This window comes from Streptomyces sp. NPDC107559 (assembly GCF_055657365.1).
Map to the genome: position 1 here is coordinate 32603 of NZ_JBVKBD010000019.1, position 19722 is coordinate 52324.

A 19722-nucleotide genomic window follows, 5' to 3' on the forward strand; every position below is an offset into this window, starting at 1 on the left:
TGAAGAAACCCCGGGAGGCTGGTGCTCAGCACAGCAGCACAACACAGCACACGCTTCTCAATTCGGGGGAAGAGCACCATGAGCACTGTTCACAGAGCCGCCGTCGTCCTGGCCTCGGTCTCCGCGTTCGCGCTGACCGCCTGCGGTCCCGCCGACGGCGGTGCGGCGGGCGGATCCGCGAAGCCGCCGACCACGAGTGCGTCCGAGTCCGCGACGCCGTCCGGTCCGTCGAAGCCCACCGCCCCGTCGAAGCCGTCCGCGGCACCGGCGGGGTCCACGACCGGCGGTTCGACCGGCGGTTCGTCCGGTGGCGCCTCCGGCGGGTCCTCCGGTGGCGCTGCCGGTGGCTCGTCCGCGGGTTCGTCCGGCAGTGGCGGCGGTTCCTCGGCCGACTTCGACGTCTTTCCGTGCAGCACGTACGACGTCACGTTCACCGCGAGCCTGGCGGAGCCCACGACCAGCAGCTATCTCCTCAAGATCACGAACAGGGGCACCAAGGCGTGCCGGGCGCTGGGCCATCCGATCGTGACCTTCGGCGACCTGGACGGTGCGGCCACGGAGCGGGGTGCCGCCCCCGGCATCGAGGACGCCCTCCGGCTGGAACCTGGGGAGTCGGCCTACGCCGGGCTCATGGGCGGCGCCGACGACGGCAAGGGACGGACCGTGGGTTCGATCGCGATGACCATGAACACCGAGTCCGACCTGGAGCAGAAGGCGCTCAAGGCCACCACCCCCGGCCTGTACGTCTCGCCGCACACCAACTCCGTGACCCCATGGGTGAACAACGCGGAGGACGCGCTCAGCCTCTAGGCCGCTTCCAGGCCGCGCGAACGGGACGGGCGGCCGGATCGGTCAGGATCGAAGAAGCGCCGGTCACCCGGCTCCTTCTAACGTCGCAGACATGGCATCCATCGAATCCGTCACCCTCGACGTGGCCGACCCCACGGCCGCCCACCGCTTCTACACCGCCGCCTTCGGCCTGGACGCACAGATCCGGCTACGGGCGTCGGAGGCGCCCAGCACCGGCTTCCGCGGGTTCACCCTGTCACTCACGGTGTCCCAGCCGGGCACGGTCGACAGTCTCGTCGGCACCGCGGTGGAAGCCGGGGCGACCGTGCTGAAGCCGGCCACGAAGTCCATGTGGGGCTACGGCGGCGTGGTGCGGGCGCCGGACGGGACGATCTGGAAGGTCGCCACCTCGGCGAAGAAGGACACCGGCCCCGCCACCCGGCAGATCGACACCGTCGTACTCCTGCTGGGCGTCGCTGACGTGGTCGCGAGCAAGCGGTTCTACGTCGGCCGAGGTCTTGCCGCGGCCAAGAGCTTCGCCCGTGTGTACGTCGAGTTCGACACGGGGGCGAGCCCCGTCAGGCTGGGACTGTACCGGCGCCGCGCGCTCGCCAAGGACGCCGGTGTCCCGCCGGAGGGCACCGGTTCGCACCGGCTCCTGATCGGCGGCGACGCCGGACCCTTCACCGACCCGGACGGGTTCGCCTGGGAGTCCGCGGCGGCACTGGCGGCCACGCCCTGACGCGGTACCGCCGCCTCGCCGCCGCGTCGGCGCCGGAGCGCTGCCGGGTCGCCCTCCAGGCCCGGGGAGACCGCCGCCGGGGTGCCGTGGCGACACGCATGTCGCGTACCGGGCGTTCTCGGTCACGGAATGTAATGTCCGATGCGCGGGGCCCGGGTCCCGCCACGAAGGCGCAGGTGCGCGGCCGCTGTCCCGTCGCTCTGCGCCATCCCGTTCCGGGGTTTCGGACACCATCGACGGAGGACGTCACGATGACCGTTCCGGCAGATCTGAAGTACAGCAGGGATCACGAGTGGGTGCGCGTCGTGAGTCCGAAGGAGGTGCGCATCGGCATCACGGACCACGCGCAGCGCCAGCTCGGTGACGTCGTCTTCGTGGAACAGCCGAAGAAGGGCGACCGGTTCCAGGGTTCCGAGCCGTTCGGCACGGTGGAGTCCGTCAAGGCCGTCTCCGAGATCTACATGCCCGTCGACGGCACCGTCGTGGCCGTCAACGAAGGGCTGGTGGACGAACCGGAGCTGATCAATACCGACCCCTACGACGAGGGATGGATCCTCCAGGTCGCGCCGTCCCGGATGAAGGACCTCGACCAGCTCCTCAGCGCCGCCCAGTACGAGAAGTACATCGCCGGCGAGGAGGGCTAGCCGACGGATGCCCTGGCCGGGCGCGGGCACGCCCTGTGACCGGCCCGGTGTGTCCGGTGCGCCGTGAAAACCGTGTAGAGTGGAACTACCGACGCGGGGTGGAGCAGCTCGGTAGCTCGCTGGGCTCATAACCCAGAGGTCGCAGGTTCAAATCCTGTCCCCGCTACCAAAGGAAGGGCCCGGCAGCTGCCGGGCCCTTTCGCATGTGTCCCGGGCGTCGGGTCCGGTGGATCTTCGGACCGCGCGCACTGACATACTCCGGTCATGGACGGTGGGGGAGTGGCCGCGGCGACGCGGTCGACTGCGGAGGCGGCTGCACGGGATATGCCCGTGCCCGGCGCGGGCTGGGAGCTGCGGCCCGCGGCCGAGACGGACATCGAGGTCATCGCGGAGCTGCGGGCCGAGGTCATGCGCCCGGACCTGGAGCGTCTGGGACGCTACGACGAGCACCGGGTACGACAGCGGCTCCGGGACTCCTTCTCCACGCGGTACACGTCGGTCGTCATGGCCGACCGTGAGCTCGCCGGCTGTATCACGGTCCGGCCCCGGGGGGGCGGGCTGTGGCTGGAGCACTTCTACCTTGCTCCGGGTCACCAGGGCCGGGGGCTCGGATCCGCCGTCCTGCGCACGGTGCTGGAGCGGACCGACGCCCAGGGGACGGCGGTGGGCCTGAACGTCTTGCAGGGCAGCCCCGCCCGCCGTCTCTACGAGCGCCACGGATTCGTCGTCGAGTCCCAGGACCCGGTCGACGTCTTCATGGTCCGCCCGCCGCTGACGTCGTCGCGCAGCGCGTCGTCGGACCCCGCCGACGACGCCTGACCTGCGGCCGGAGGGCGTGCCGCCGGGCCGGGCGGACGGTGCGACCCCGCACCGGCGCCCTGCCCCGAGCGGTCAGCCGGTCTTGCGGGCCACTCCGCCGTAGAAGCCGATCTCGTCGGAGCGGGCCGGGGGCGGGGTGTCCGGGCGCCAGAACGGAACCTGGGCCAGGCCGGGTTCCAGCAGCTCGAAGCCGTCGAAGAACCGCTCGACCTCGGTACGGGTGCGCAGGTTCAGGGTGGCGGTCGCCTTGTTGTAGACGGCCTGGGCCTCGCTGCGATCGGCGAAGTCGCCCGTGGCGTGCGAGAGGACCAGGAAGCTGCCGACCGGCAGCGCGTCCCGCAGCGTGGCGACGATCTGCCCGGGCTGCTCGGCGTCGGTGAGGAAGTGGACGACGGCGACCAGGAGCAGGGCGACGGGTTCGTCGAGGGCGATGATCCGGCGGACGTCGGGATGGTCCACCACGGCCTGCGGATCGCGCAGGTCGGCCAGGACGATGCTGGTCGTGCCGGAGCGGCTGAGCAGGGCGTCGCCGTGCGCCTTCACGATCGGGTCGTTGTCGACGTAGGCGACGCGCACGTCCGGCGCCACCTCCTGCGCGATCTCGTGCACGTTCGGCGAGGTGGGCAGCCCGGTGCCGATGTCCAGGATCTGCCGGACGCCGCTGCCGACGACGTGGCGGACGGCGCGCCGCAGGAAGGCGCGGTTGGCCCGCAGACCGATGCGCACCTCGGGTGCCGCCGCGGCGAGCCGCTCGCCCGCCTCGGCGTCGACCTCGTAGTTGTCCTTGCCGCCCAGCAGGTAGTCGTAGATCCGCGCAGGGTGTGGCCTGCTGGTGTCCATCTCCTCGGCACGGAAGCCGTCCTGCCTCACGCTGCGCTCCTCTCGGCGACCGCCACGGCTGCCCTCCCGTGATCGTCGGACGACAGCTTCCCACATCAACTTCATTGCGGACGACCGCAGTTCACGGCGGTACGGGGAAGGGCGGATCGGCCCGCAGCGGCTGTCCCGGTTCAGGACGGGTTGCCCGTCCCCGCCGCGGCGGCGGCCAGGCTCGGCTGGAGGCGCCGGGCGGCATCGAGATGGTCGGCGGTCCAGATCAGCCGTACGGCCGGGGCGGTGGCCTGACCTGTCTCGTCGGTGAGGTCGCGGCGCAGGGCCTCGACCAGCTGTCCCTCGGTCAGCGGGCTGCGGGGCAGGGGCTGCGGGGGAGCGACGGCCCGGCCCAGGGCGACGGCCAGGTCCCGGTACCAGCCGGCCACCCGGTCGGCGACGCTCTGGACGACCATGCGTGCCGCGGGGCGGTCGGGGTCGACGTCCTGGCCGTCGGCACACTGCCACAGCTCCATCACGGCGTCCGCGGCCAGGCGGAGTCCCACGATCCCGGTGACCAGGGTGGTCATGTCGGCCAGCGGCACCGGCTTCGCACCGCGTTCCGCGAGATAGCTGCGGAAGGCGTCGTCGAGCCGCCGTGCGGCGGCGGCCGCCGCCCGGCCCTCCTCGGCGGCGGTGTCCGCCTGCGGCGCGGGTCCGGGGGTGCAGCGGCCCACGGCGTACGCCACCGTCCCGGCCAGGTACCGGGCGGTGTCGGTGTACGCCTCGGCGAGGGCCCGCTCGACCGCGGCCGAGGCGCCGCGCGGCCAGAGGAACAGCGCCACGAGCACGCTCACGGCACAGCCGATGGCGATGTCCTGGACCCGCAGCAGCGCGATGTGCCAGTCGGGGTCCTGGCCGACGTTGAACAGGACGACGAGAGCGACGGTGAAGGCCGCCTGGCCGGCGGCGAAGGAGACGACGGCGGGGGCGACCCCGGCGAGGAGCACGGCGAACGGCAGCACGAACCACAGCGCGCTGCCGTGATGTCCGACGACGTGCAGCAGTGCGGCGCCGACGACCGAGCCCGCGACGGTGCCGCCCAGGACGCGGACGGCGTTCTGTCCCGTGCACAGGGCGTTCGAGCGCAGCACCGACAGGGTGCCCAGCAGTACCCAGAACGAGTGCTGGACGTCGGTCAGGTTCGCCAGGGCGACGGCGATGCCGAGGCCGAGCGCGCCGCGGAGACTGTTGTGCAGCCAGACCGACTGGGGCCGCAGATGCGCGGCGGCCCGCTCGCGCGCCGAGGCCAGCGGTTCGGTCACGGCTCCGGGATCACGGCCGAGCAGGCGTTCGTGCCAGCTGCGGCGTTCGGCGCCGGCCGCCAGATCCACGTTGCCCGCGATCTGGAGGGTGGCGAACCCCAGTTCCTGCGCGCGGAACGACGGGTCGAGCACTTCGAGCACGGGATGCGCACGGGAGAGCGTGCCGATTCCGTCCCGGTGCACGGGCAGTCGTACGGTGGCTCGCTCCTCCATGTGGTCCATGGCCCGGCGCAGCTCGTCCGACGTGCGGCGCAGCGCCTCCCGCGAGCCGCGCGGCGCATCGAGCAGTTCGGCCGCCTCGTCCAGCACCCGGGCGGCGGCCCGCCGTACGGTGTGCGCGTCGGCGTCGCACGCCGGGGGGCCGTCGGGGTGGCTGTCGGGAGCGGGCGCGCTGTCGGCCAGGATGCTGCTCAGCCAGGTCAGTTCGTCGACCAGACGTACGAGTGCCCGCGAGCCGGTGGACAGTCCGGTGGGCCGGTAGGGCGTGGCGACGAAGACCTTGCGCAGCTCGGCCGCGGCGGCGCCGGCCCGGTCGGCCGTCGCCCGGCACTGCTTGACCTCCGGCTTGCCGGGTCCGCCGGCCAGCCAGGACGCGTCGGTACTCAGCTGTCGCGCGGCGGCGCGGCAGACCCGGGCCGCGGGCGCACTCAGCGGGTCGGCGGCCGGCCGCGGCCACAGCAGGGAGATCGCGAGCATGGCGGCAGCCGCGGCCAGCCCCGCCCCGGCGAGCCGCGCGGGCAGCTGCGACAGCGACGCCGGCGAGGACACGGGGAGGACCAGTGCGAGCAGCAGCGCGGTCGACGCGCCCGCGAGGACGGAGCTGACGACGCCCGCGAAGAGCACCAGGAATCCGACGACGACCATGACGGTGACCGCGAGCCAGAGCTCGCGCGAGGCGATCGTGCCCAGGCAGATGAGGGCGGTCCAGGCGACGGCGAGCCCCAGGTGGGCCTGCAACCGCTGGGCCATGGGCCCGGTGAACTCCACGAACAGCAGCATCGAGAACGCCCCGAACGACGCGTAGGTCGCCATCGGCGCCGAGCCGATCACCTGGCTGCACAGGGCGAACAGCGTGGGCATCACGAGCGCGGCCCGCGCCGCCCTGCGCGTCGCCGCCAGCCCGGGATCACGCTCTCGCAGCCAGGAGACGGGGCGCAGGCGCCGCATCGGAGCAAGTGCCGGCACGCGGTCGCACCTCCTGTCCCTCCCGACGCGGGGGGAATCCGCCGTATCACGTCAATTGTCACCACCGGGGAGCGGGCCGCGCGGCGATGTACGGCTGGGCCGGCGACGTGGGAGCGGGCACCTCTCCCTCCGCCCCCGCCTCCGCGGGCCCCGGCATCCGCACCGGGCAGCTCAGCGGGCCGGTCCCTCGCGGGCGTCGAGGCGGGCGTCGACGCGGGTGTTGAGGCGCGCGGCCTGGCGGGTGAGGTGGTCGCGCTCGGCGAGGCTGGACGCCTTGTGCGCCGCCTCGGCGTACAGCCGTGCCGCCGTCTCCAGGTCACCGTCCCGCTCGTGGAGGTACGCGGCCACCGCGGTGTGGCGGGGCAGGGAGTCGTCGAGGGCGGCGAGCGCCGCCAGCCCGGCACGCGGCCCGTCGGCCTCGCCGACGGCGACCGCGCGGTTGAGCCGGACCACCGGGTTGTCGGTCAGGCGTACGAGCTCGTCGTACCACTCGACGATCTGCACCCAGTCGGTCTCCTCGGCCTCGGGCGCGTCGGCGTGCAGTGCCGCGATGGCGGCCTGGGCCTGGAACTCGCCCAGCCGGTCGCGGGCGAGGGCCGCCTGGAGGATCTGGACGCCCTCGGCGATCGACTCGGTGTCCCACCGGGCCCGGTCCTGCTCGGCGAGCGGCACCAGGCCCCCGTCGGGCGCGATCCGGGAGGCGCGCCGCGCGTGGTGGAGCAGCATCAGGGCGAGCAGCCCCGCCACCTCGGGGTGGTCGATCGAGGCCGCGAGCTGCCGGGTGAGCCGGATGGCCTCGGCGGCGAGGTCGACATCGCCGGAGTAGCCCTCGTTGAAGACCAGGTAGAGGACGCGCAGCACGGTGGCGACATCGCCGGGCCGGTCGAGACGGACACCGGAGACGGTGCGCTTGGCCCGGCTGATCCGCTGGGCCATGGTCGCCTCGGGCACCAGGTAGGCCTGGGCGATCTGCCGGGTGGTGAGCCCGCCGACGGCCCGCAGGGTGAGCGCGACGGCGGAGGAGGGGGTGAGGGAGGGGTGGGCGCAGAGGAAGTAGAGGTGGAGGGTGTCGTCCGCCGAGGGCGTGGGTCCGGGCGGCGGCTCCTCGTCGAGGCGGTCCTCGCGCCGGCGGCGGGCGGTGTCCGCCCGGGCCGCGTCGAGGAACTTGCGCCAGGCCACGGTGACCAGCCAGCCCTTCGGGTCCCGCGGCGGGTCGGCGGGCCAGCCGCGGACGGCTTCGACGAGCGCCTCCTGCACGGCGTCCTCGGCCGCCGCGAAGTCGGCTCCGCGGCGGACGAGGACGGTGAGCACGTTCGGGGTGAGGCTCCTGAGCAGGGCCTCATCCATGGGCGAGGCACTCCGGGACGGTGGGCGGCGCGGCCAGGAACGGGCGCACTTCGAGCCACTCGTGGATCGGCTTCCCGCCCGCTCCGGGGGCGGCCGACAGCTCCCCGGCCAGTTCGACCGCGCGCTCGTGGCTGTCGACATCGATGATCATCCAGTCGGCGATGAGGTCCTTGGTCTCGGCGAACGGGCCGTCGGTGACCGGCGGGCGCCCCTCGCCGTCGTACCGGACCCACTGCCCCTCCGGGGCGAGCGCCTGTCCGTCGACGAACTCCCCGGACTGCTCCAGCCGGGCCGCGAAGTCGTTCATGTACTGGATGTGGGCCGAGATCTCCTCCGGCGTCCACTTGTCCATGGGGACGTCGTTGACCGGGGTCGGGGCGCCGCGGTAGTGCTTCAGCAGCAGGTACTTCGCCATCGTGGTTCTCCTAGGTGCCGGTACGACCCATTGTGGTCGCCTTCACCCCGGGGACGGAGCGGGCCACGGGATCTCGACATCGCCGTCCAAGATTTTTTGCGGCCGGTGCGGCCGGTCCGCGGCCGGTCCCGGGAGAGCCGTCGGGCGCGGCCCCGGGACCGGCCGGATGTCAGCGGAGCGCGGGCGGCCCGGACCCGTCCGCCGTCCCCCAGCCGGAGGGCTCGGTGCCGACACCGAACGCGAGCGACCTCGTGTCCCGCAGGTCCGCCGTCGTCAGATACGTACGGTCGTAGAGGGTGCCGTCGATGCGGGCCGACTGGATGTAGCGGCGGCCGTCCGAGGTGCCCGGAGCCGTCACGGTGAGCGCGCCGCGCGGGTAGTAGCGGCGGTCGAGGGTGAGGTCGACCCGTTCGAAGACGGGCGTGGACAGGCCCCAGGTGTCGTAGCCGGGCTGCACCGGGAAGACCCCGATCGACGACAGCACCATCCAGGCGGACATGGTTCCCAGGTCGTCGTTGCCGGTCATCCCGGTCGGGGCGTCCGTGAACAGGGTCAGGGCCGCGTGCACCACGTCGGTGGTCTTCCACGGCTGGCCGGTCGAGAGATAGGTGTACGGGGCGATGAGGTCGGGTTCGTTCTGCGGGTTGTACTTGTCCGCGTTGTAGTAGTCGTACGGGCCGTTCACCCAGACCTCGCGGGCGGTCCTCGCGGGGTCCTGCACCAGCCGGTCGTAGGCGAAGAAGGAGTCCAGGCGGTCGTTGGCGGCCTGCTTGCCGCCGATCAGGCCGACCATGCCCGGCAGGTCCTGCGGCACGAGCCACTGGTACTGCCAGGACGTGCCCTCGTGGAAGCCCTCGCTCCTGGCCGGGTCGGCCGGGCCGGTGAACGTCCCGGAGGCGTCCCGCGCGCGGAAGAAGCCGGTCGAGGCGTCGAAGATCCTGCGGTAGTTCTGGGCCCGTGCCGCGTAGCGCGCCGCGTCCGCGTCGTGACCGAGACCGCGGGCCATCTCTCCGAGCATGGCGTCCGACAGGGCGTACTCCAGGGTCGCGGACGCGCCGTGGTCGTAGTCGGAGTCACCGGGTTTCGCGTGCGGCCGGTTGCTGACGTACGGGGCGAACCCCTCGGCGATGTACTCCCGGTTGGCCTCGCGGCCCACGGCCGGCGAGTCGGCGGCCGGCACTCCGTCCGCGTTCTTCTTCAGGGCCCGGTAGGCCTGTTCCTCGTAGCCCTTGAGCAGGCCCTGCTGGTAGGCGTTGGTCAGGAACGGGGTCACCGGGTCGCCGGTCATGATGTTCGTCTCGACCGTGCCGTAACCCCACTTGGGCAGCCAGCCGCTCTCCTCGTCGATCTTGATGACGGAGATCGCCATGTCCCGGGCCTCACGCGGCGCGAGCAGCGCGAGCAGCTGGGACTGGGTGCGATAGGTGTCCCACAACGACCAGTTCTGGTAGTACGTGAAGCCGCGCGTCCGGTGGATCCGCTGGTCCCAGCCGGTGTAGCGGCCGTCTGCGTCGCTGCCGATGTTGGGCGCGAGGAACGACCGGTACAGGGACGAGTAGAAGGTGCGCCGGAGGGTGTCGCTGCCGCCCTGCGCGCGCACGTCGTCGAGCCGGTCCTCCCATGACCGTTGTGCGGCGTCGCGGACCTGCCGGAAGGAACGGCCGCCCTCGGCGCGGAGGTTGACGGCGGCGCCGTGGGCGTCGACGTACGACAGCGCGGTCGTCGCTTCGACGGTCCGGTCCCCGGTCGTGTCGAAGCGTACGTAGGCGCCGTCCCGTCCGGTGTCCGACCCGGCGGTGACCGTGGAGCCGTCCCAGGTGCCGTGCGCGGTGAACGGCCGGTCGAAACGGGTGATCGTGTACACGGTGTAGGGCCGGGTGTCCTGGCAGAAGCCGCTGCCGGTGATGGCGGTGCGCACGGTCCGGTTGTCCAGGACCTCGACCCGGGTGGAGGCCGTCCGGTGCAGTGACTGCCCCGCGTCGAGCAGGACGTCGGCCTTGTCGGTGGCGGGGAAGGTGTAGCGCTGCACCCCGGTGCGTGCCGTCGCCGTCAGTTCGGCGGTGATGCCGGACTTCAGCGAGACCTTGTAGTAGCCCGGGCTCGCCTGCTCGGTGTCATGACTGAACTCCGCCTCGTACTTGGCGTTGTCCGTCTCGGTGATGTCGCCCGTGGTCGGCAGCACGGGCAGGTCGCCGCCCAGACCGCAGCCGACGCCGGAGAGATGGACCAGGGAGAAGCCGCGGATGTGGTTCTGGGAGTGGTCGTAGCCGGTGTTGTGCCCGGTGTCGGGGGAGAACTGCACCATCCCGAAGGGCACGGCCGCGCCCGGGTAGGTGTTGCCTTCGTTCTCGGTACCGATGAACGGGTTGACGAGATCGGTGAGTCGGCCTCCGTCGGCCTGGGCCGGGTGCGCGGCGGCCTGTGGCGCCCGTGCGGCCGGTGCCGCCTGGGCCGTGGGTGCGGCGAGGGCGGCGCCGAGCAGCGCGACCGCTGTGACCACCGTCCCTGCACCGCGTGTTCGCTGGATCCATCGCATGGGCGTCAGCGCCTCTCGAGCCACTGGACAACGTTGTCAGAGTCGAGCGCGCTCATTCTTGGCGTTATGTGTGTACTCGTCAAGAGCCTTTGTGTGCGGATGAGTTCGCGAGTGGTCTCCCGCCGCGCACGGAGAATCGGTGCCCCGGAGGCCGTCCGCGAAGCGGGCGTGCGCGGCCTGCGCGGGCCCTTGTCCGGGTTCCGGCAGTGCGGTGCGACCCGGTGGAGGCGAGGTCTCGGGCAGACGCTCCAGCGACCGTCGGCACCCTCGGCAAAACGGCCCTGACCTGGTGCTTTACCGGAATCCGGCTAGGGTGAAGACCTCAACCGGACGCGGTGGGAGGGGACTTCGTGAGCGAGGACGACCTCGGGTACGACGCCAGCCACATCGAGGTGCTGGAAGGTCCGGAGGCCATCCGCAGGCGCCCCGGGATGTACGTGGGCTCGACCGGCGAACGCGGCCTGTACCACATGGTGTTCGAGATCGCCGGCCGCGCGGTGAACGAGGTCCTCGCGGGCCGTGCCGAATCCGTCGACGTCGCCTTCACGGCCGACGGCGGCGTGCGGGTACGCGACGACGGGCCCGGTGTCCCCTTCGAGACCGACGGCGACAGCGGGGCTCCCGGCCTCGAAGCCCTGCTGACTCACGTGCACGCCGGGGCGCGTCACGATGTCCGACACGTCGTGGAGACAGACCTCTTCGGCGTGGGCCCCTGCGTGGTCAACGCCCTGTCGAGCCGTCTGACTGCCGAGGTGCGGAGCGGCGGGATCCGGTGGGTCCAGGAGTACGCGCGCGGCGTCGCCGTCACCCCGCCCACCGAGGCGGGTCCGGCGACCGGCAGCGGGACCACCATCGCCTTCCGGCCCGACACCGTCATCTTCGGTACGTCCGTGTGCTCGTTCGCCGCGCTGGCCGAGCGGTTCAGGGAGCTGGCTTTCCTGAACCGCGGTCTGTGCGTGTCGCTGACCGACGAGCGCCTCCCGGCCGGCGCCCGGTCGGTGCGGTTCCGGTCGCCCGGCGGGGCACGGGACTTCGTCGCCTTTCTCGACGCCGCCGCGTTCGACTCCGCAGGCGATACGCCCGTCCACCCGGACGTCATCGGTTTCGAGCGCGAGGATCCACGGATGGCGGGGACCGTGGAGGTGGCCCTGCGGTGGCACGGCTCGCCCGAGGAGCGGCTGGTGAGCTTCGCCAACAGCCGGCCCACACCCGTTGGCGGCACCCATGTGGCGGGCTTCCGTGACGGGGTGACGGCCGCGATCGACGCCTACCTGCGCGGGCGACGGCTGCCGCAGGCCGCCGGCATCGAGCTGAGCCCCGACCGGATCCGCGCGGGCCTGACGGCGGTCGTGTCGGTCAAGCTGGACCGCCCCGAGCTCCGTGGGCCCACGAACGGGGAGCTGGGCGGCACGGCGGTTCGCGACTGCGTCGCGCGGGCCGTCCGGGAACATCTCCTCACCTGGCTGGAGGAGCACCCGGAGCAGGCCGCAGCCCTCGTCGGCCGGGTGGTCGGGGGCGCCCGCCAGGGCTGAGCGAGACCGGGCCGTCCGCAGCGCCGGCGTACGTCCGGACGCACGCCGGCGCTGCGGACGGTCTGCTGGGCCGATCGCGTGTGTTCGGGCCGCGGTCGGCTCGTCACCTCCGCCGAGTCGTTCGGATGTGCGCACGATGGGCTCCGATCGCCCTTCGACGCGGCCCCCGGCCTGGTGAGGACCATGACCACCGAGACCACGCGGACGACACATCTCCCCGACCAGGTCCGGCCGTTGGGCGAAGCGCTCGACGGTGCGGCCGTGTCACGCCTGCACATCCTGTTCTGGCTGCTCGCCGGGCTGGGCATCCTGCTCGACGGCTTCGACTTCTTCGTCATCGGGGTCGCCAACCCGCTGATCTCCCACGACTTCCGGGTCAGCGCGGCACAGAAGGGTCTGATCTCGGCGGCGGCCATCGTGGGGTCGGTCTTCGGCGCCGCGCTGCTGGGGCCGCTGGGGGACCGGATCGGCCGGCGCCGGATCTTCCGGGTCGACCTGTGGATGTTCGTCGTCTTCTCCTTGTTGTGCGCCTGCGCCTGGGACGTGTGGTCACTGATGGCGTTCCGGTTCGCGCTCGGCGTCGCGGTGGGCCTGGACTACCCGATCGCCGCGAGCTATCTGGCGGAGATCCTGCCCGTCAAGGCCCGGGGCCGGTGGCTGGTGGCCGCCTTCAGCCTTCAGGCGGCGGGCATCCTGATGGGTGCGGTCGCCGGAGTGGTGATCCTCGAGGCGTGGCCGCACACCGGATCGTGGCGGATCCTGTTGGGATTCGGGGCGCTGCCCGCCCTGGTCATCATCTGGCTGCGGCGCAGGGTGCCGGAGAGCCCGCGCTGGCTGGCGCAGAACGGGCGGGAGCGGGAGGCGTGCGAGGTCGGCCGCGCCCTGGTCGGCTCCCCGGTGCGGGTGTCCGACGCCGACCGGGTCCGGCACGAGGCGACACCGGAAGGGCTGAAGGCGTTCATCCAGCCGCGGCTGTTCTCCCCTCGCTGGCGCAGGCGCACGATCTTCGCCGCGGTGCCGTGGTTCCTGATGGACATCGCGACGTACGGGGTGGGGATCTTCACCCCGACCCTGCTGGCGTCGCTGTCGCTGGCGGGGGCGAACAGCAGCTTCATCGCCGACGACATCGCCTCGACCAAGGGGACCGCCTTCCTGGACGTCTTCCTGGCCGTCGGGTTCGTGCTGGCGATCGTGCTGGTGGACCGGGTCGGCCGGGTGCCGCTCCAGCTCACCGGGTTCGCGGTGATGGCCTGTGCGCTGTGCCTGCTGGCCGTGGCCGGCCAGCTGCCGGGCGGGGCGGACGCCCACCTCGTGCTGGTCGCCGTCGGGTTCGGGCTGTTCAACCTGTTCATGAACCTCGGGCCGAACTCCACCACGTTCGCCCTGCCCGCCGAGGTCTTCCCCTCCGAGATGCGCACCGCGGGCCACGGCTTCGCGGCCGGGTGCGGGAAGCTGGGCGCCGCCCTGGGGACGTTCCTCTTCCCGGTCCTGCTGTCCGGCATCGGGGAGAGCGCGTTGCTGTACGGGGTGGCCGGCATCTGCGCGCTGGGCTTCCTGGTCACCTATGTCTTCCGGGTCGAGACCCGCGGCCGTTCCCTGGACGAGCTGTCCGGCGCCCAGGTGGCCGCGGTCGCGCCCCGGGTGACCCCGCCGTGATCCCGCGCCGGGCGCGGCCGTGGACGCCCGGGCCGTGTCCTCGGCAGGAGCCTTCCGTGCCGGGGGACTTGTCCGGGTCTCAGGACTGCTGGTCCGCGGTGGCCGCCGGTGTCGCCCGGGTGAACGCCGAGAGCAGGTCCAGGGCGGTCGCACGGGTGTGGGACAGCAGGCTGACCGCCGGTGCCGTCCAGCGGTCCAGGCTGCGCGCGGCGTCCGGTTCGAGCTCGATGGTGATGCGGACGAACCGGGTGCTGAGCGTGGTGGACCTGGCGGGGGAGGAGCCCGGTTCGGCGGGGTCGCGGTGCAGGGCCGCGCGGTAGGTGTTCTTGCGCTGGGTCATGCGTTTTCCTGACGCTTGATGAGTTCTTCGGCGAGGTCCATGTAGGCCGTGTCCTGGGCGTGGACCCGGCCGCCGAACGACTGGGAGTACAGGTCCAGCCGGGCGATCTGGGTGTCGAGCACGTCGAAGCCCCGTTCGGCGAGCACCTCCCGGGCGTCGGCGTCGGGGCCGGTGCGCGTGGCGTCGGGGCGGTTCGTGCGGTTGAGCAGCACGGCGGTGCGGGCGGGTCGCGTACGAAGGGACTGCACGTCGCCCATCTCGGTCCCGATGGGTGCCATCCGGTCGAGTTCGATGGGGGCCGGGGTGACGGGCACGATCCACTCGTCGGCGTGGCGCATGATGCTGCGCGCGATGCGGGCGTGGTCCTCCAGCTGGGGGGCGTCGTGCACCACGGCCTGGCGCAGGCCGAGGAAGTCGTCGATACGGCGGTGCACATCGCCCACCGGCAGGGCGATCACGGGGAACGGGAAGCCGCCGGCGAGTTCGCTCCACCGCAGCGCGGAACCGGCCGGGTCGCCGTCGACCAGGAGCGGCGGCCGGCCCAGTTCGTACAGGGCATGGGCCAGCCAGACCGCGCTGGTCGTCTTCCCGACTCCGGGCTTCAGATTGATGAAGGCACAGCTCAGCAGCACAGGCGCCACCGTAGGGAGCCGACGCCGCGGGTGCCGTCCGGCACGCACACGCGGCGCCCGGGTTCACCCGCGGGGTTGCACGCGGCCCGTGCGTTGACGGCGGCCGGGCGACGCGCCGCGGAGCGACCGGTCCGGCGGCGCCTTCGCGGCGCCGCCGGACCGCTGCCGAAGGACGGGTCAGCGGGCGCGGGCCGCCGGGGTCTGTTCGACCAGGACGTCCGTCGTACGGTCCAGCAGTGCGCACAGGGAGGCGTGCTCGGCGGGCGTGAACGCGGCGGTGAGCGCCCGCTCCAGCACGATCACCTCGGCGTACGCGAGATCCAGTACCGCCCGGCCGTCCTCGGTCGGCGTGGCGATCTGCACCTTGGCGTGCACCGGGGACGGGTCGCGGCGGATGAGCCCCTTTCCTTCCATGTTGGCCAGGACGGTCGCCATCGTCTGCTGGGTGACCCCGCAGGAACGTGCCGTCTGAGCCGCGGACAGGCCGCCCTCGCGGGAGAGCGTCAGCAGCACGGTGTACTGCGTCATGGTCAGCCCGTGTCCGCGCAGCACGGCTTCGTGATGTGCCATCAGTGCCTGCTCCGCCCGCCTGATCCGGGTGCAGAGGTACTCCTCGACGGGGATGTCCGCCACGTTCCCGCTCCTATTCACAGAGATCTGTGTTGACTCAGGTATCTGTGACACCTAGGGTCGCTCCTGCGAGACACAGGATACTGAGTCAGCTCAGGAGGCTGTATTCATGAAGGCGATCGTGCTGGACAGCGGCGGCGACTACCGGACCGCGGACCTCGACGAGCCCGCTCCCGGGCCCGGTGAGGTCGTGATCCGGGCGGCGTACGCCGGTGTCCAATGGGGCGACACCATGGTCGGGGACGGCCGCCTGCCCGTGCCGCGCCCGTTCGTCCCCGGTTTCGAGGTGTCCGGGCACGTCGTGGCCGTCGGCGCGGGCGTGGACGCGGCCCGGGTCGGCGAGCCCGTCGCCGCGCTGACCACGGGCGGCGCCTGCGCCGAGCTGGTCGCCGCGCCCGCCGTCCTCGCGTTACCCCTCGGCGGCGTCCCCCTGCGGACGGCGGCAGGCTTCGGCTGGAGCACCCCGACGGCCTACGACCTCGTCCACAGCGTCGCCCGCGTGCGGGCGGGCGAGAGCGTGCTGATCCATGGGGCCGCCGGAGGAGTCGGTACGGTCGCCGCCCAGCTGGCCGGGCTGGCCGGCGCCGGCCGCATCGTCGGGGTGGTCGGCAGCCCGCACCGGGCCCGGTACGCGGCCCGGTTCGGCTTCGACCGGATCCTGCTGCGCGCCGAACTGCCCGACGCGGCCGCAGAAGAACGGTTCGACGTGGTCCTCGACCCGGTGGGGGGCCGGACCCGGCGGGACGGCCTGCGGATGCTCGCCCCGCACGGACGGCTCGTCGCCTACGGCACCGTCGGCGGCGGCGAGTCCGCCCTCGCCGACACCGACGACCTGCTCATGAGCGGCACGTCCCTGCTGACCTACAACAGCCACCTGCTCGGCCGGACCCACCCGCAGCGCCTCGCCGACTCCGCCCGGCAGGCACTCGGACTCCTGGCCGACGGGCGGATCCGCATCGACATCACCGCCGAGTACGCCCTCGACGAAGCCGGCACCGCCGTTCAGCGGCTGCGCGAGGGCACCACCGTCGGAAAGAGCGTCCTGCGCATCGCCGACAGCCACGGAGACCGCCCCCGCTGAGCTGTGCGTCGTCCGCGCACGCCCTGAGCGCCGGGCGATGCTTCCGTGCGCCGTCGGGCATGGCCGGATCCCTGCCCTCCACCGGGCGGGCCGGGCGCGTACTGGGTATGCCTCCAGCGCCGGTGAGAGCGCGAGCTTGGGGGACACTGTGGCACGCCTGTCGTGGACGTCCGGGCCCTCCTTACCACCACGCCCCCGCAAGCGGCACGCGGTGAGCCGCGCGCGGGACCACGACGTCACCGGGCCCAGGTTCCGCGACGTTTTGCCCGCCCTCGCCGCGACGGCGGCGGCCGTGTGCGCGGTGACCGCCGCGCTCGCGCTGGGTTACCGCGCCGCCGGGATCGTCGTCCCCGTCGCCGGTATCGGTCTCATGGTCTGCGCCGTCGCGATCGGCGTCCGGCGCAGGCGTCCGGGCAGCCGCCGTCGCCACGGCCACTACACCGCCGAGGAACTCCTCGCCCTCGACGTCCAGGGCCTGGCCCTGGCCGTGGCCCGGATGCTGCGACGGGACGGCTGGCGGGTACGGCTGCTGCCCGCACCGGACCGGCCGCGCCTGTGCGCCCGCAACGCGGTCGGCCACCGGCTCCATGTGGCCTTCCGGCCGGTCGCCGAGCCCCTGCCGGACGAGGACCGGCCGCACCGCCACGCACACCGGGACGGCGCGGCACCGCACCTTCGACTCGTCGTGCACCGGGGCGCGTTCCAGGAGCGCGACATCCGATGGGCCCACCGCCAGGAGAACACCTTCCTCCTCGACGGCGAGGCCCTCCGGCGCTGGGCGCAGGGCGCCCGCCTCGACGACCTGCTCGCCCGCACGGCGTGACGGCCAGGTCCCGGGACCCGGCCGTCGGATCGAGTCGCAGGAGAGCCGCGACGCCGTATCAGCCCGGGCTCTAGGCGGCGCCGTTGACGCCGGGGGCGACGAAGCGCCGGTGCAGCGGGCTGAGGCCCGTCTCGGGTGCGCCGGTGATGCCCGCCTTCTGGACCGCGGGTGCCAGGCGTTCGGCGAAGAAGGTCTCGAACGCCTCCTCCGATTCCCATACGTCGGTCACATGGAGTCCCTCGGCGTCGAACCAGGCCACATGCAGCTGGCCGCCGACCGCCGGGATCTCCTCCCAGTCCACCGTGTCGCGTACCGTGTCGTACTGCTCCGGCGTGACTCCCGCCCAGTGCAGCGCCATCACCACAGCCATGTCCGGCCCCCTTGTCGTACGTCGTGATGTCCGCGGATCCCCGGCAGACCGACCGCCACGCGCCGTCGCGATCGCCAGCGCGACGGCCCGTGGTGTCTCGTACTGCTGCCGGTCGGGAGGATCGTTCCACCTCGCGGGGCCGGCCGGACAGGGCGCGCGGATGCGCGCCGACGGCCACGGCAGGCCCCGCGCGCTCGTCCCAGGCGTCAGTCCTTCGAAGGAGAGTCATGTCGTTTCCCGGTCTTCCCCAGCCCGCGCCCGGCGAAGTGCTGCTGGTGTGCACCTGTTACGAGGACGGCAAGGCCCGATGGGGAGATCTGCTCGACGAGATCGAGGGCCGCCTCGAGGGCGACGCGTTCGTCCTGGCGGACGGCCGGGTGCGGCTGCGCCTGGTCGAGGACCGTGGATGGGACTACCTGCACGGCGGGAACGTACCGGCGCTCCTTTCGGGCGGCGGCCCTGTGCCGCCGGTCGTCGTCCTGGCGGACATCCCGGTGGCGTACGGCGGGAGCGGGCCGTTGCTGGTGGACACGGTGGCGATACCGGGGCGGGGCGTCCGGGTCGCGTCGGTCCGGCTCGGGGAGATCCTGGACGCACTGCTGGGCGGCGCGCTCACGTTCGACGACCTGGTGCGCGCCACGGACCGGTACGGCGAGTACCTGGGGAACGGGGGCAGGCCCGTCTTCCCCGCGCCGACGCCGCAGCAGATCAGGTCCTTCCCGGTGCTGCCCGCCACCGACGTGGCGCTGCTGGTGCGCACCGACTTCGGTGACGAGCCGGGCTGGCGCGCCCTGCTCGACGAGCTGGGCGGGGCCGACGAGGACGGTTTCCTCGGCGCGGACCCGGATGCCGACGAGATCGACGAGGACGCCTTCCCGTTGCAGGTGCTGACCGTCGACGACCGGGCCTTCGAGGGGCTGTCCCCGGGCCAGGTCCCCGCGCTGGTCCCGGCCGGGAAGCACACCGCCCTGGTCGCGCTCGCGGACGCCCGGACCTTCGCCGGGCACGGCAGGCCGCTGACGGTTGTCGACCTGTACGACACCCCGGGGCACATCGCCGTCGTCCCGAGCCGCGAGCTCGGATCCATGGCGTGCAACCTGGAGATCGCCAACCTGGACTTCTTCGACTTCGTCGCCGTGGAGGGCGAACGGGCCTGGTGGGAGGGCTGATCCGCGGCTCCGTGGACCGCGGTGGAGCCGCGGGGAGGACGGCGTCCCGTGCTCCCCGTGTTCGAACCCGGCCCGGCCCGGCCCGGCTCAGGCTTCGGGGCCGGGCCGGTGCTGCGGGTCGGGGAGGTAGCTCGCCAGGCCGCGCAGGATGATCTCCAGACCGATGTCGAACCGCTCGTCGGAGGAGTCCGTCACCATCATCCCGGCCAGGGCGCGCAGATGGGGGAAGTCCGCTTCGGGCAGGGACGCGAAGTAGGTCTGCATCTCGTCGGCCATCTCGCGCCAGTCGGGCCGGGCCAGGGAGGAACCGCTGCCGTGCCGGGCGGCCCGGTCCTGCCACATGCCCTCCTCCAGGGCGAACCCGTCGATGTAGGTGGAGATGAGGTCACCGGCCTCCGCGGCGATGCGGTCGGGCAGCCCGGCGGTACGGAAGATGGCGAGCAACCCCTCGACGTGCGGGAGCAGTTCGGCGGTGAACGGGACATGGGCCATGGAGATCCTGGCCATGTCCCGGTGGGTCAGCAGCCGCTGCCGTCCCGCGCGGGCGTAGGCCCGTACCTGCTCCTGCCACCGCTCGGGGTCGGGCTTGGGCATCTCGAAGCCGTCGAAGAGCCGGGTGTACATCAGTTCCAGGAGGTCCTCCTTGGAGCTGACGTGCGCGTAGAGGGCGGAGACCGTGACGCCCAGCTCGGCCGCCACCTGGCGCATCGACAGCCCGTCCAGCCCCTGGCGGTCCAGCACGGTGAAGGCGGCCTCGACGACGCGTTCGCGTGACAGCGGTGTGCGTGCCGGGGTGGCACGGGCGCGTGCGGGGCGCTCGCGCTCCCAGGGGGACGGCGGCGGGGGTTCGGGGGTGTCGGCGGCCACATCGGTCATA

The 19722-nt window shown here is 72.7% G+C and carries 19 protein-coding genes and 1 tRNA gene; 10 read left to right on the plus strand and 10 right to left on the minus strand.

Annotation, left to right across the window (positions count from 1 at the left end):
• Positions 1-78 precede the first annotated feature (78 nt).
• The 5 genes from ACZ7OY_RS36505 to ACZ7OY_RS36525 all read left to right on the plus strand — a co-directional run bounded on the left by ACZ7OY_RS36505 (position 79) and on the right by ACZ7OY_RS36525 (position 2994).
• On the plus strand, positions 79-810 hold the full coding sequence (locus ACZ7OY_RS36505) for a DUF4232 domain-containing protein (protein ID WP_472249869.1): 732 nt from the start codon (positions 79-81) through the stop codon (positions 808-810).
• A 91-nt stretch (positions 811-901) separates the two neighbouring features.
• A complete protein-coding gene (locus ACZ7OY_RS36510; RefSeq protein ID WP_472249870.1) occupies positions 902-1531 on the plus strand; it encodes a glyoxalase in 630 nt (209 codons plus the stop codon).
• A 251-nt stretch (positions 1532-1782) separates the two neighbouring features.
• Complete coding sequence (gene gcvH, locus ACZ7OY_RS36515) at positions 1783-2175, plus strand: glycine cleavage system protein GcvH (RefSeq protein ID WP_472249871.1); 393 nt, start codon at positions 1783-1785, stop codon at positions 2173-2175.
• A 92-nt stretch (positions 2176-2267) separates the two neighbouring features.
• Positions 2268-2344, plus strand: a tRNA-Met gene (locus ACZ7OY_RS36520).
• Positions 2345-2499: 155 nt separating this feature from the next.
• Positions 2500-2994, plus strand: coding sequence for a GNAT family N-acetyltransferase (locus tag ACZ7OY_RS36525; protein ID WP_472249872.1), 495 nt, complete (start codon positions 2500-2502; stop codon positions 2992-2994).
• A 72-nt stretch (positions 2995-3066) separates the two neighbouring features.
• On the opposite strand, the gene ACZ7OY_RS36530 is transcribed toward ACZ7OY_RS36525, so the two are convergent.
• The 5 genes from ACZ7OY_RS36530 to ACZ7OY_RS36550 all read right to left on the minus strand — a co-directional run bounded on the left by ACZ7OY_RS36530 (position 3067) and on the right by ACZ7OY_RS36550 (position 10612).
• Complete coding sequence (locus ACZ7OY_RS36530) at positions 3067-3864, minus strand: SAM-dependent methyltransferase (RefSeq protein ID WP_472249873.1); 798 nt, start codon at positions 3862-3864, stop codon at positions 3067-3069.
• A 140-nt stretch (positions 3865-4004) separates the two neighbouring features.
• Positions 4005-6314: an FUSC family protein gene (locus tag ACZ7OY_RS36535; protein ID WP_472249874.1), complete on the minus strand. Its 2310-nt coding sequence runs from the start codon at positions 6312-6314 to the stop codon at positions 4005-4007.
• A 171-nt stretch (positions 6315-6485) separates the two neighbouring features.
• Positions 6486-7661, minus strand: a complete 1176-nt coding sequence (locus ACZ7OY_RS36540) for an RNA polymerase sigma factor (RefSeq protein ID WP_472249875.1) — start codon at positions 7659-7661, stop codon at positions 6486-6488.
• Positions 7654-8076, minus strand: a complete 423-nt coding sequence (locus ACZ7OY_RS36545) for a YciI family protein (RefSeq protein WP_472249876.1) — start codon at positions 8074-8076, stop codon at positions 7654-7656. Before ACZ7OY_RS36545 ends, ACZ7OY_RS36540 begins: the two co-directional genes overlap by 8 nt.
• Before the next feature lie 169 nt (positions 8077-8245).
• Positions 8246-10612 carry a GH92 family glycosyl hydrolase gene (locus tag ACZ7OY_RS36550; RefSeq protein ID WP_472249877.1) on the minus strand — a complete coding sequence of 789 codons (2367 nt, stop codon included), beginning with the start codon at positions 10610-10612 and terminating at the stop codon, positions 8246-8248.
• 350 nt (positions 10613-10962) lie between these two features.
• Between ACZ7OY_RS36550 and ACZ7OY_RS36555 the strand changes: the two genes are divergently transcribed.
• Together ACZ7OY_RS36555 and ACZ7OY_RS36560 are read left to right on the plus strand one after the other, a co-directional pair.
• Positions 10963-12144: a DNA gyrase subunit B gene (locus ACZ7OY_RS36555; RefSeq protein ID WP_472249878.1), complete on the plus strand. Its 1182-nt coding sequence runs from the start codon at positions 10963-10965 to the stop codon at positions 12142-12144.
• A 183-nt stretch (positions 12145-12327) separates the two neighbouring features.
• A complete protein-coding gene (locus ACZ7OY_RS36560; RefSeq protein WP_472249879.1) occupies positions 12328-13800 on the plus strand; it encodes an MFS transporter in 1473 nt (490 codons plus the stop codon).
• Positions 13801-13879: 79 nt separating this feature from the next.
• Here the strand turns inward: ACZ7OY_RS36560 and ACZ7OY_RS36565 are convergent, their stop codons facing one another.
• From ACZ7OY_RS36565 to ACZ7OY_RS36575, 3 genes are all read right to left on the minus strand, one after another.
• Positions 13880-14140, minus strand: a complete 261-nt coding sequence (locus ACZ7OY_RS36565; protein WP_472249880.1) for a hypothetical protein — start codon at positions 14138-14140, stop codon at positions 13880-13882.
• Positions 14137-14772 carry a nucleotide-binding protein gene (locus tag ACZ7OY_RS36570; RefSeq protein WP_472249881.1) on the minus strand — a complete coding sequence of 212 codons (636 nt, stop codon included), beginning with the start codon at positions 14770-14772 and terminating at the stop codon, positions 14137-14139. The genes ACZ7OY_RS36565 and ACZ7OY_RS36570 overlap by 4 nt, the downstream gene beginning before the upstream one ends.
• 177 nt (positions 14773-14949) lie before the next feature.
• Positions 14950-15405, minus strand: a complete 456-nt coding sequence (locus tag ACZ7OY_RS36575; RefSeq protein WP_472249882.1) for a MarR family winged helix-turn-helix transcriptional regulator — start codon at positions 15403-15405, stop codon at positions 14950-14952.
• Between the two features lie 106 nt (positions 15406-15511).
• Between ACZ7OY_RS36575 and ACZ7OY_RS36580 the strand changes: the two genes are divergently transcribed.
• Together ACZ7OY_RS36580 and ACZ7OY_RS36585 are read left to right on the plus strand one after the other, a co-directional pair.
• Complete coding sequence (locus ACZ7OY_RS36580; RefSeq protein ID WP_472249883.1) at positions 15512-16483, plus strand: quinone oxidoreductase family protein; 972 nt, start codon at positions 15512-15514, stop codon at positions 16481-16483.
• Between the two features lie 211 nt (positions 16484-16694).
• A complete protein-coding gene (locus ACZ7OY_RS36585; protein ID WP_472249884.1) occupies positions 16695-17306 on the plus strand; it encodes a hypothetical protein in 612 nt (203 codons plus the stop codon).
• A 70-nt stretch (positions 17307-17376) separates the two neighbouring features.
• Here ACZ7OY_RS36585 and ACZ7OY_RS36590 read toward each other — a convergent pair whose 3' ends face one another.
• A complete protein-coding gene (locus ACZ7OY_RS36590; RefSeq protein ID WP_472249885.1) occupies positions 17377-17676 on the minus strand; it encodes a hypothetical protein in 300 nt (99 codons plus the stop codon).
• 227 nt (positions 17677-17903) lie between these two features.
• Here ACZ7OY_RS36590 and ACZ7OY_RS36595 point away from each other — a divergent pair, with 227 nt between their 5' ends.
• Positions 17904-18845 carry a DUF6924 domain-containing protein gene (locus tag ACZ7OY_RS36595; protein ID WP_472249886.1) on the plus strand — a complete coding sequence of 314 codons (942 nt, stop codon included), beginning with the start codon at positions 17904-17906 and terminating at the stop codon, positions 18843-18845.
• Positions 18846-18932: 87 nt separating this feature from the next.
• On the opposite strand, the gene ACZ7OY_RS36600 is transcribed toward ACZ7OY_RS36595, so the two are convergent.
• On the minus strand, positions 18933-19721 hold the full coding sequence (locus ACZ7OY_RS36600) for a TetR/AcrR family transcriptional regulator (RefSeq protein ID WP_472249887.1): 789 nt from the start codon (positions 19719-19721) through the stop codon (positions 18933-18935).
• Between the last annotated feature and the right edge of the window lies 1 nt (position 19722).

Coding starts and splice junctions, on each gene's coding strand:
- ACZ7OY_RS36505 (WP_472249869.1), top strand. CDS start 79: ATGAGCACTGTTCACAGAGCCGCCGTCGTCCTGGCCTCGGTCTCCGCG.
- ACZ7OY_RS36510 (WP_472249870.1), top strand. CDS start 902: ATGGCATCCATCGAATCCGTCACCCTCGACGTGGCCGACCCCACGGCC.
- gcvH (WP_472249871.1), top strand. CDS start 1,783: ATGACCGTTCCGGCAGATCTGAAGTACAGCAGGGATCACGAGTGGGTG.
- ACZ7OY_RS36525 (WP_472249872.1), top strand. CDS start 2,500: ATGCCCGTGCCCGGCGCGGGCTGGGAGCTGCGGCCCGCGGCCGAGACG.
- ACZ7OY_RS36540 (WP_472249875.1), bottom strand. CDS start 7,661: ATGGATGAGGCCCTGCTCAGGAGCCTCACCCCGAACGTGCTCACCGTC.
- ACZ7OY_RS36545 (WP_472249876.1), bottom strand. CDS start 8,076: ATGGCGAAGTACCTGCTGCTGAAGCACTACCGCGGCGCCCCGACCCCG.
- ACZ7OY_RS36550 (WP_472249877.1), bottom strand. CDS start 10,612: ATGCGATGGATCCAGCGAACACGCGGTGCAGGGACGGTGGTCACAGCG.
- ACZ7OY_RS36560 (WP_472249879.1), top strand. CDS start 12,328: ATGACCACCGAGACCACGCGGACGACACATCTCCCCGACCAGGTCCGG.
- ACZ7OY_RS36565 (WP_472249880.1), bottom strand. CDS start 14,140: ATGACCCAGCGCAAGAACACCTACCGCGCGGCCCTGCACCGCGACCCC.
- ACZ7OY_RS36580 (WP_472249883.1), top strand. CDS start 15,512: ATGAAGGCGATCGTGCTGGACAGCGGCGGCGACTACCGGACCGCGGAC.
- ACZ7OY_RS36590 (WP_472249885.1), bottom strand. CDS start 17,676: ATGGCTGTGGTGATGGCGCTGCACTGGGCGGGAGTCACGCCGGAGCAG.
- ACZ7OY_RS36595 (WP_472249886.1), top strand. CDS start 17,904: ATGTCGTTTCCCGGTCTTCCCCAGCCCGCGCCCGGCGAAGTGCTGCTG.
- ACZ7OY_RS36600 (WP_472249887.1), bottom strand. CDS start 19,721: ATGACCGATGTGGCCGCCGACACCCCCGAACCCCCGCCGCCGTCCCCC.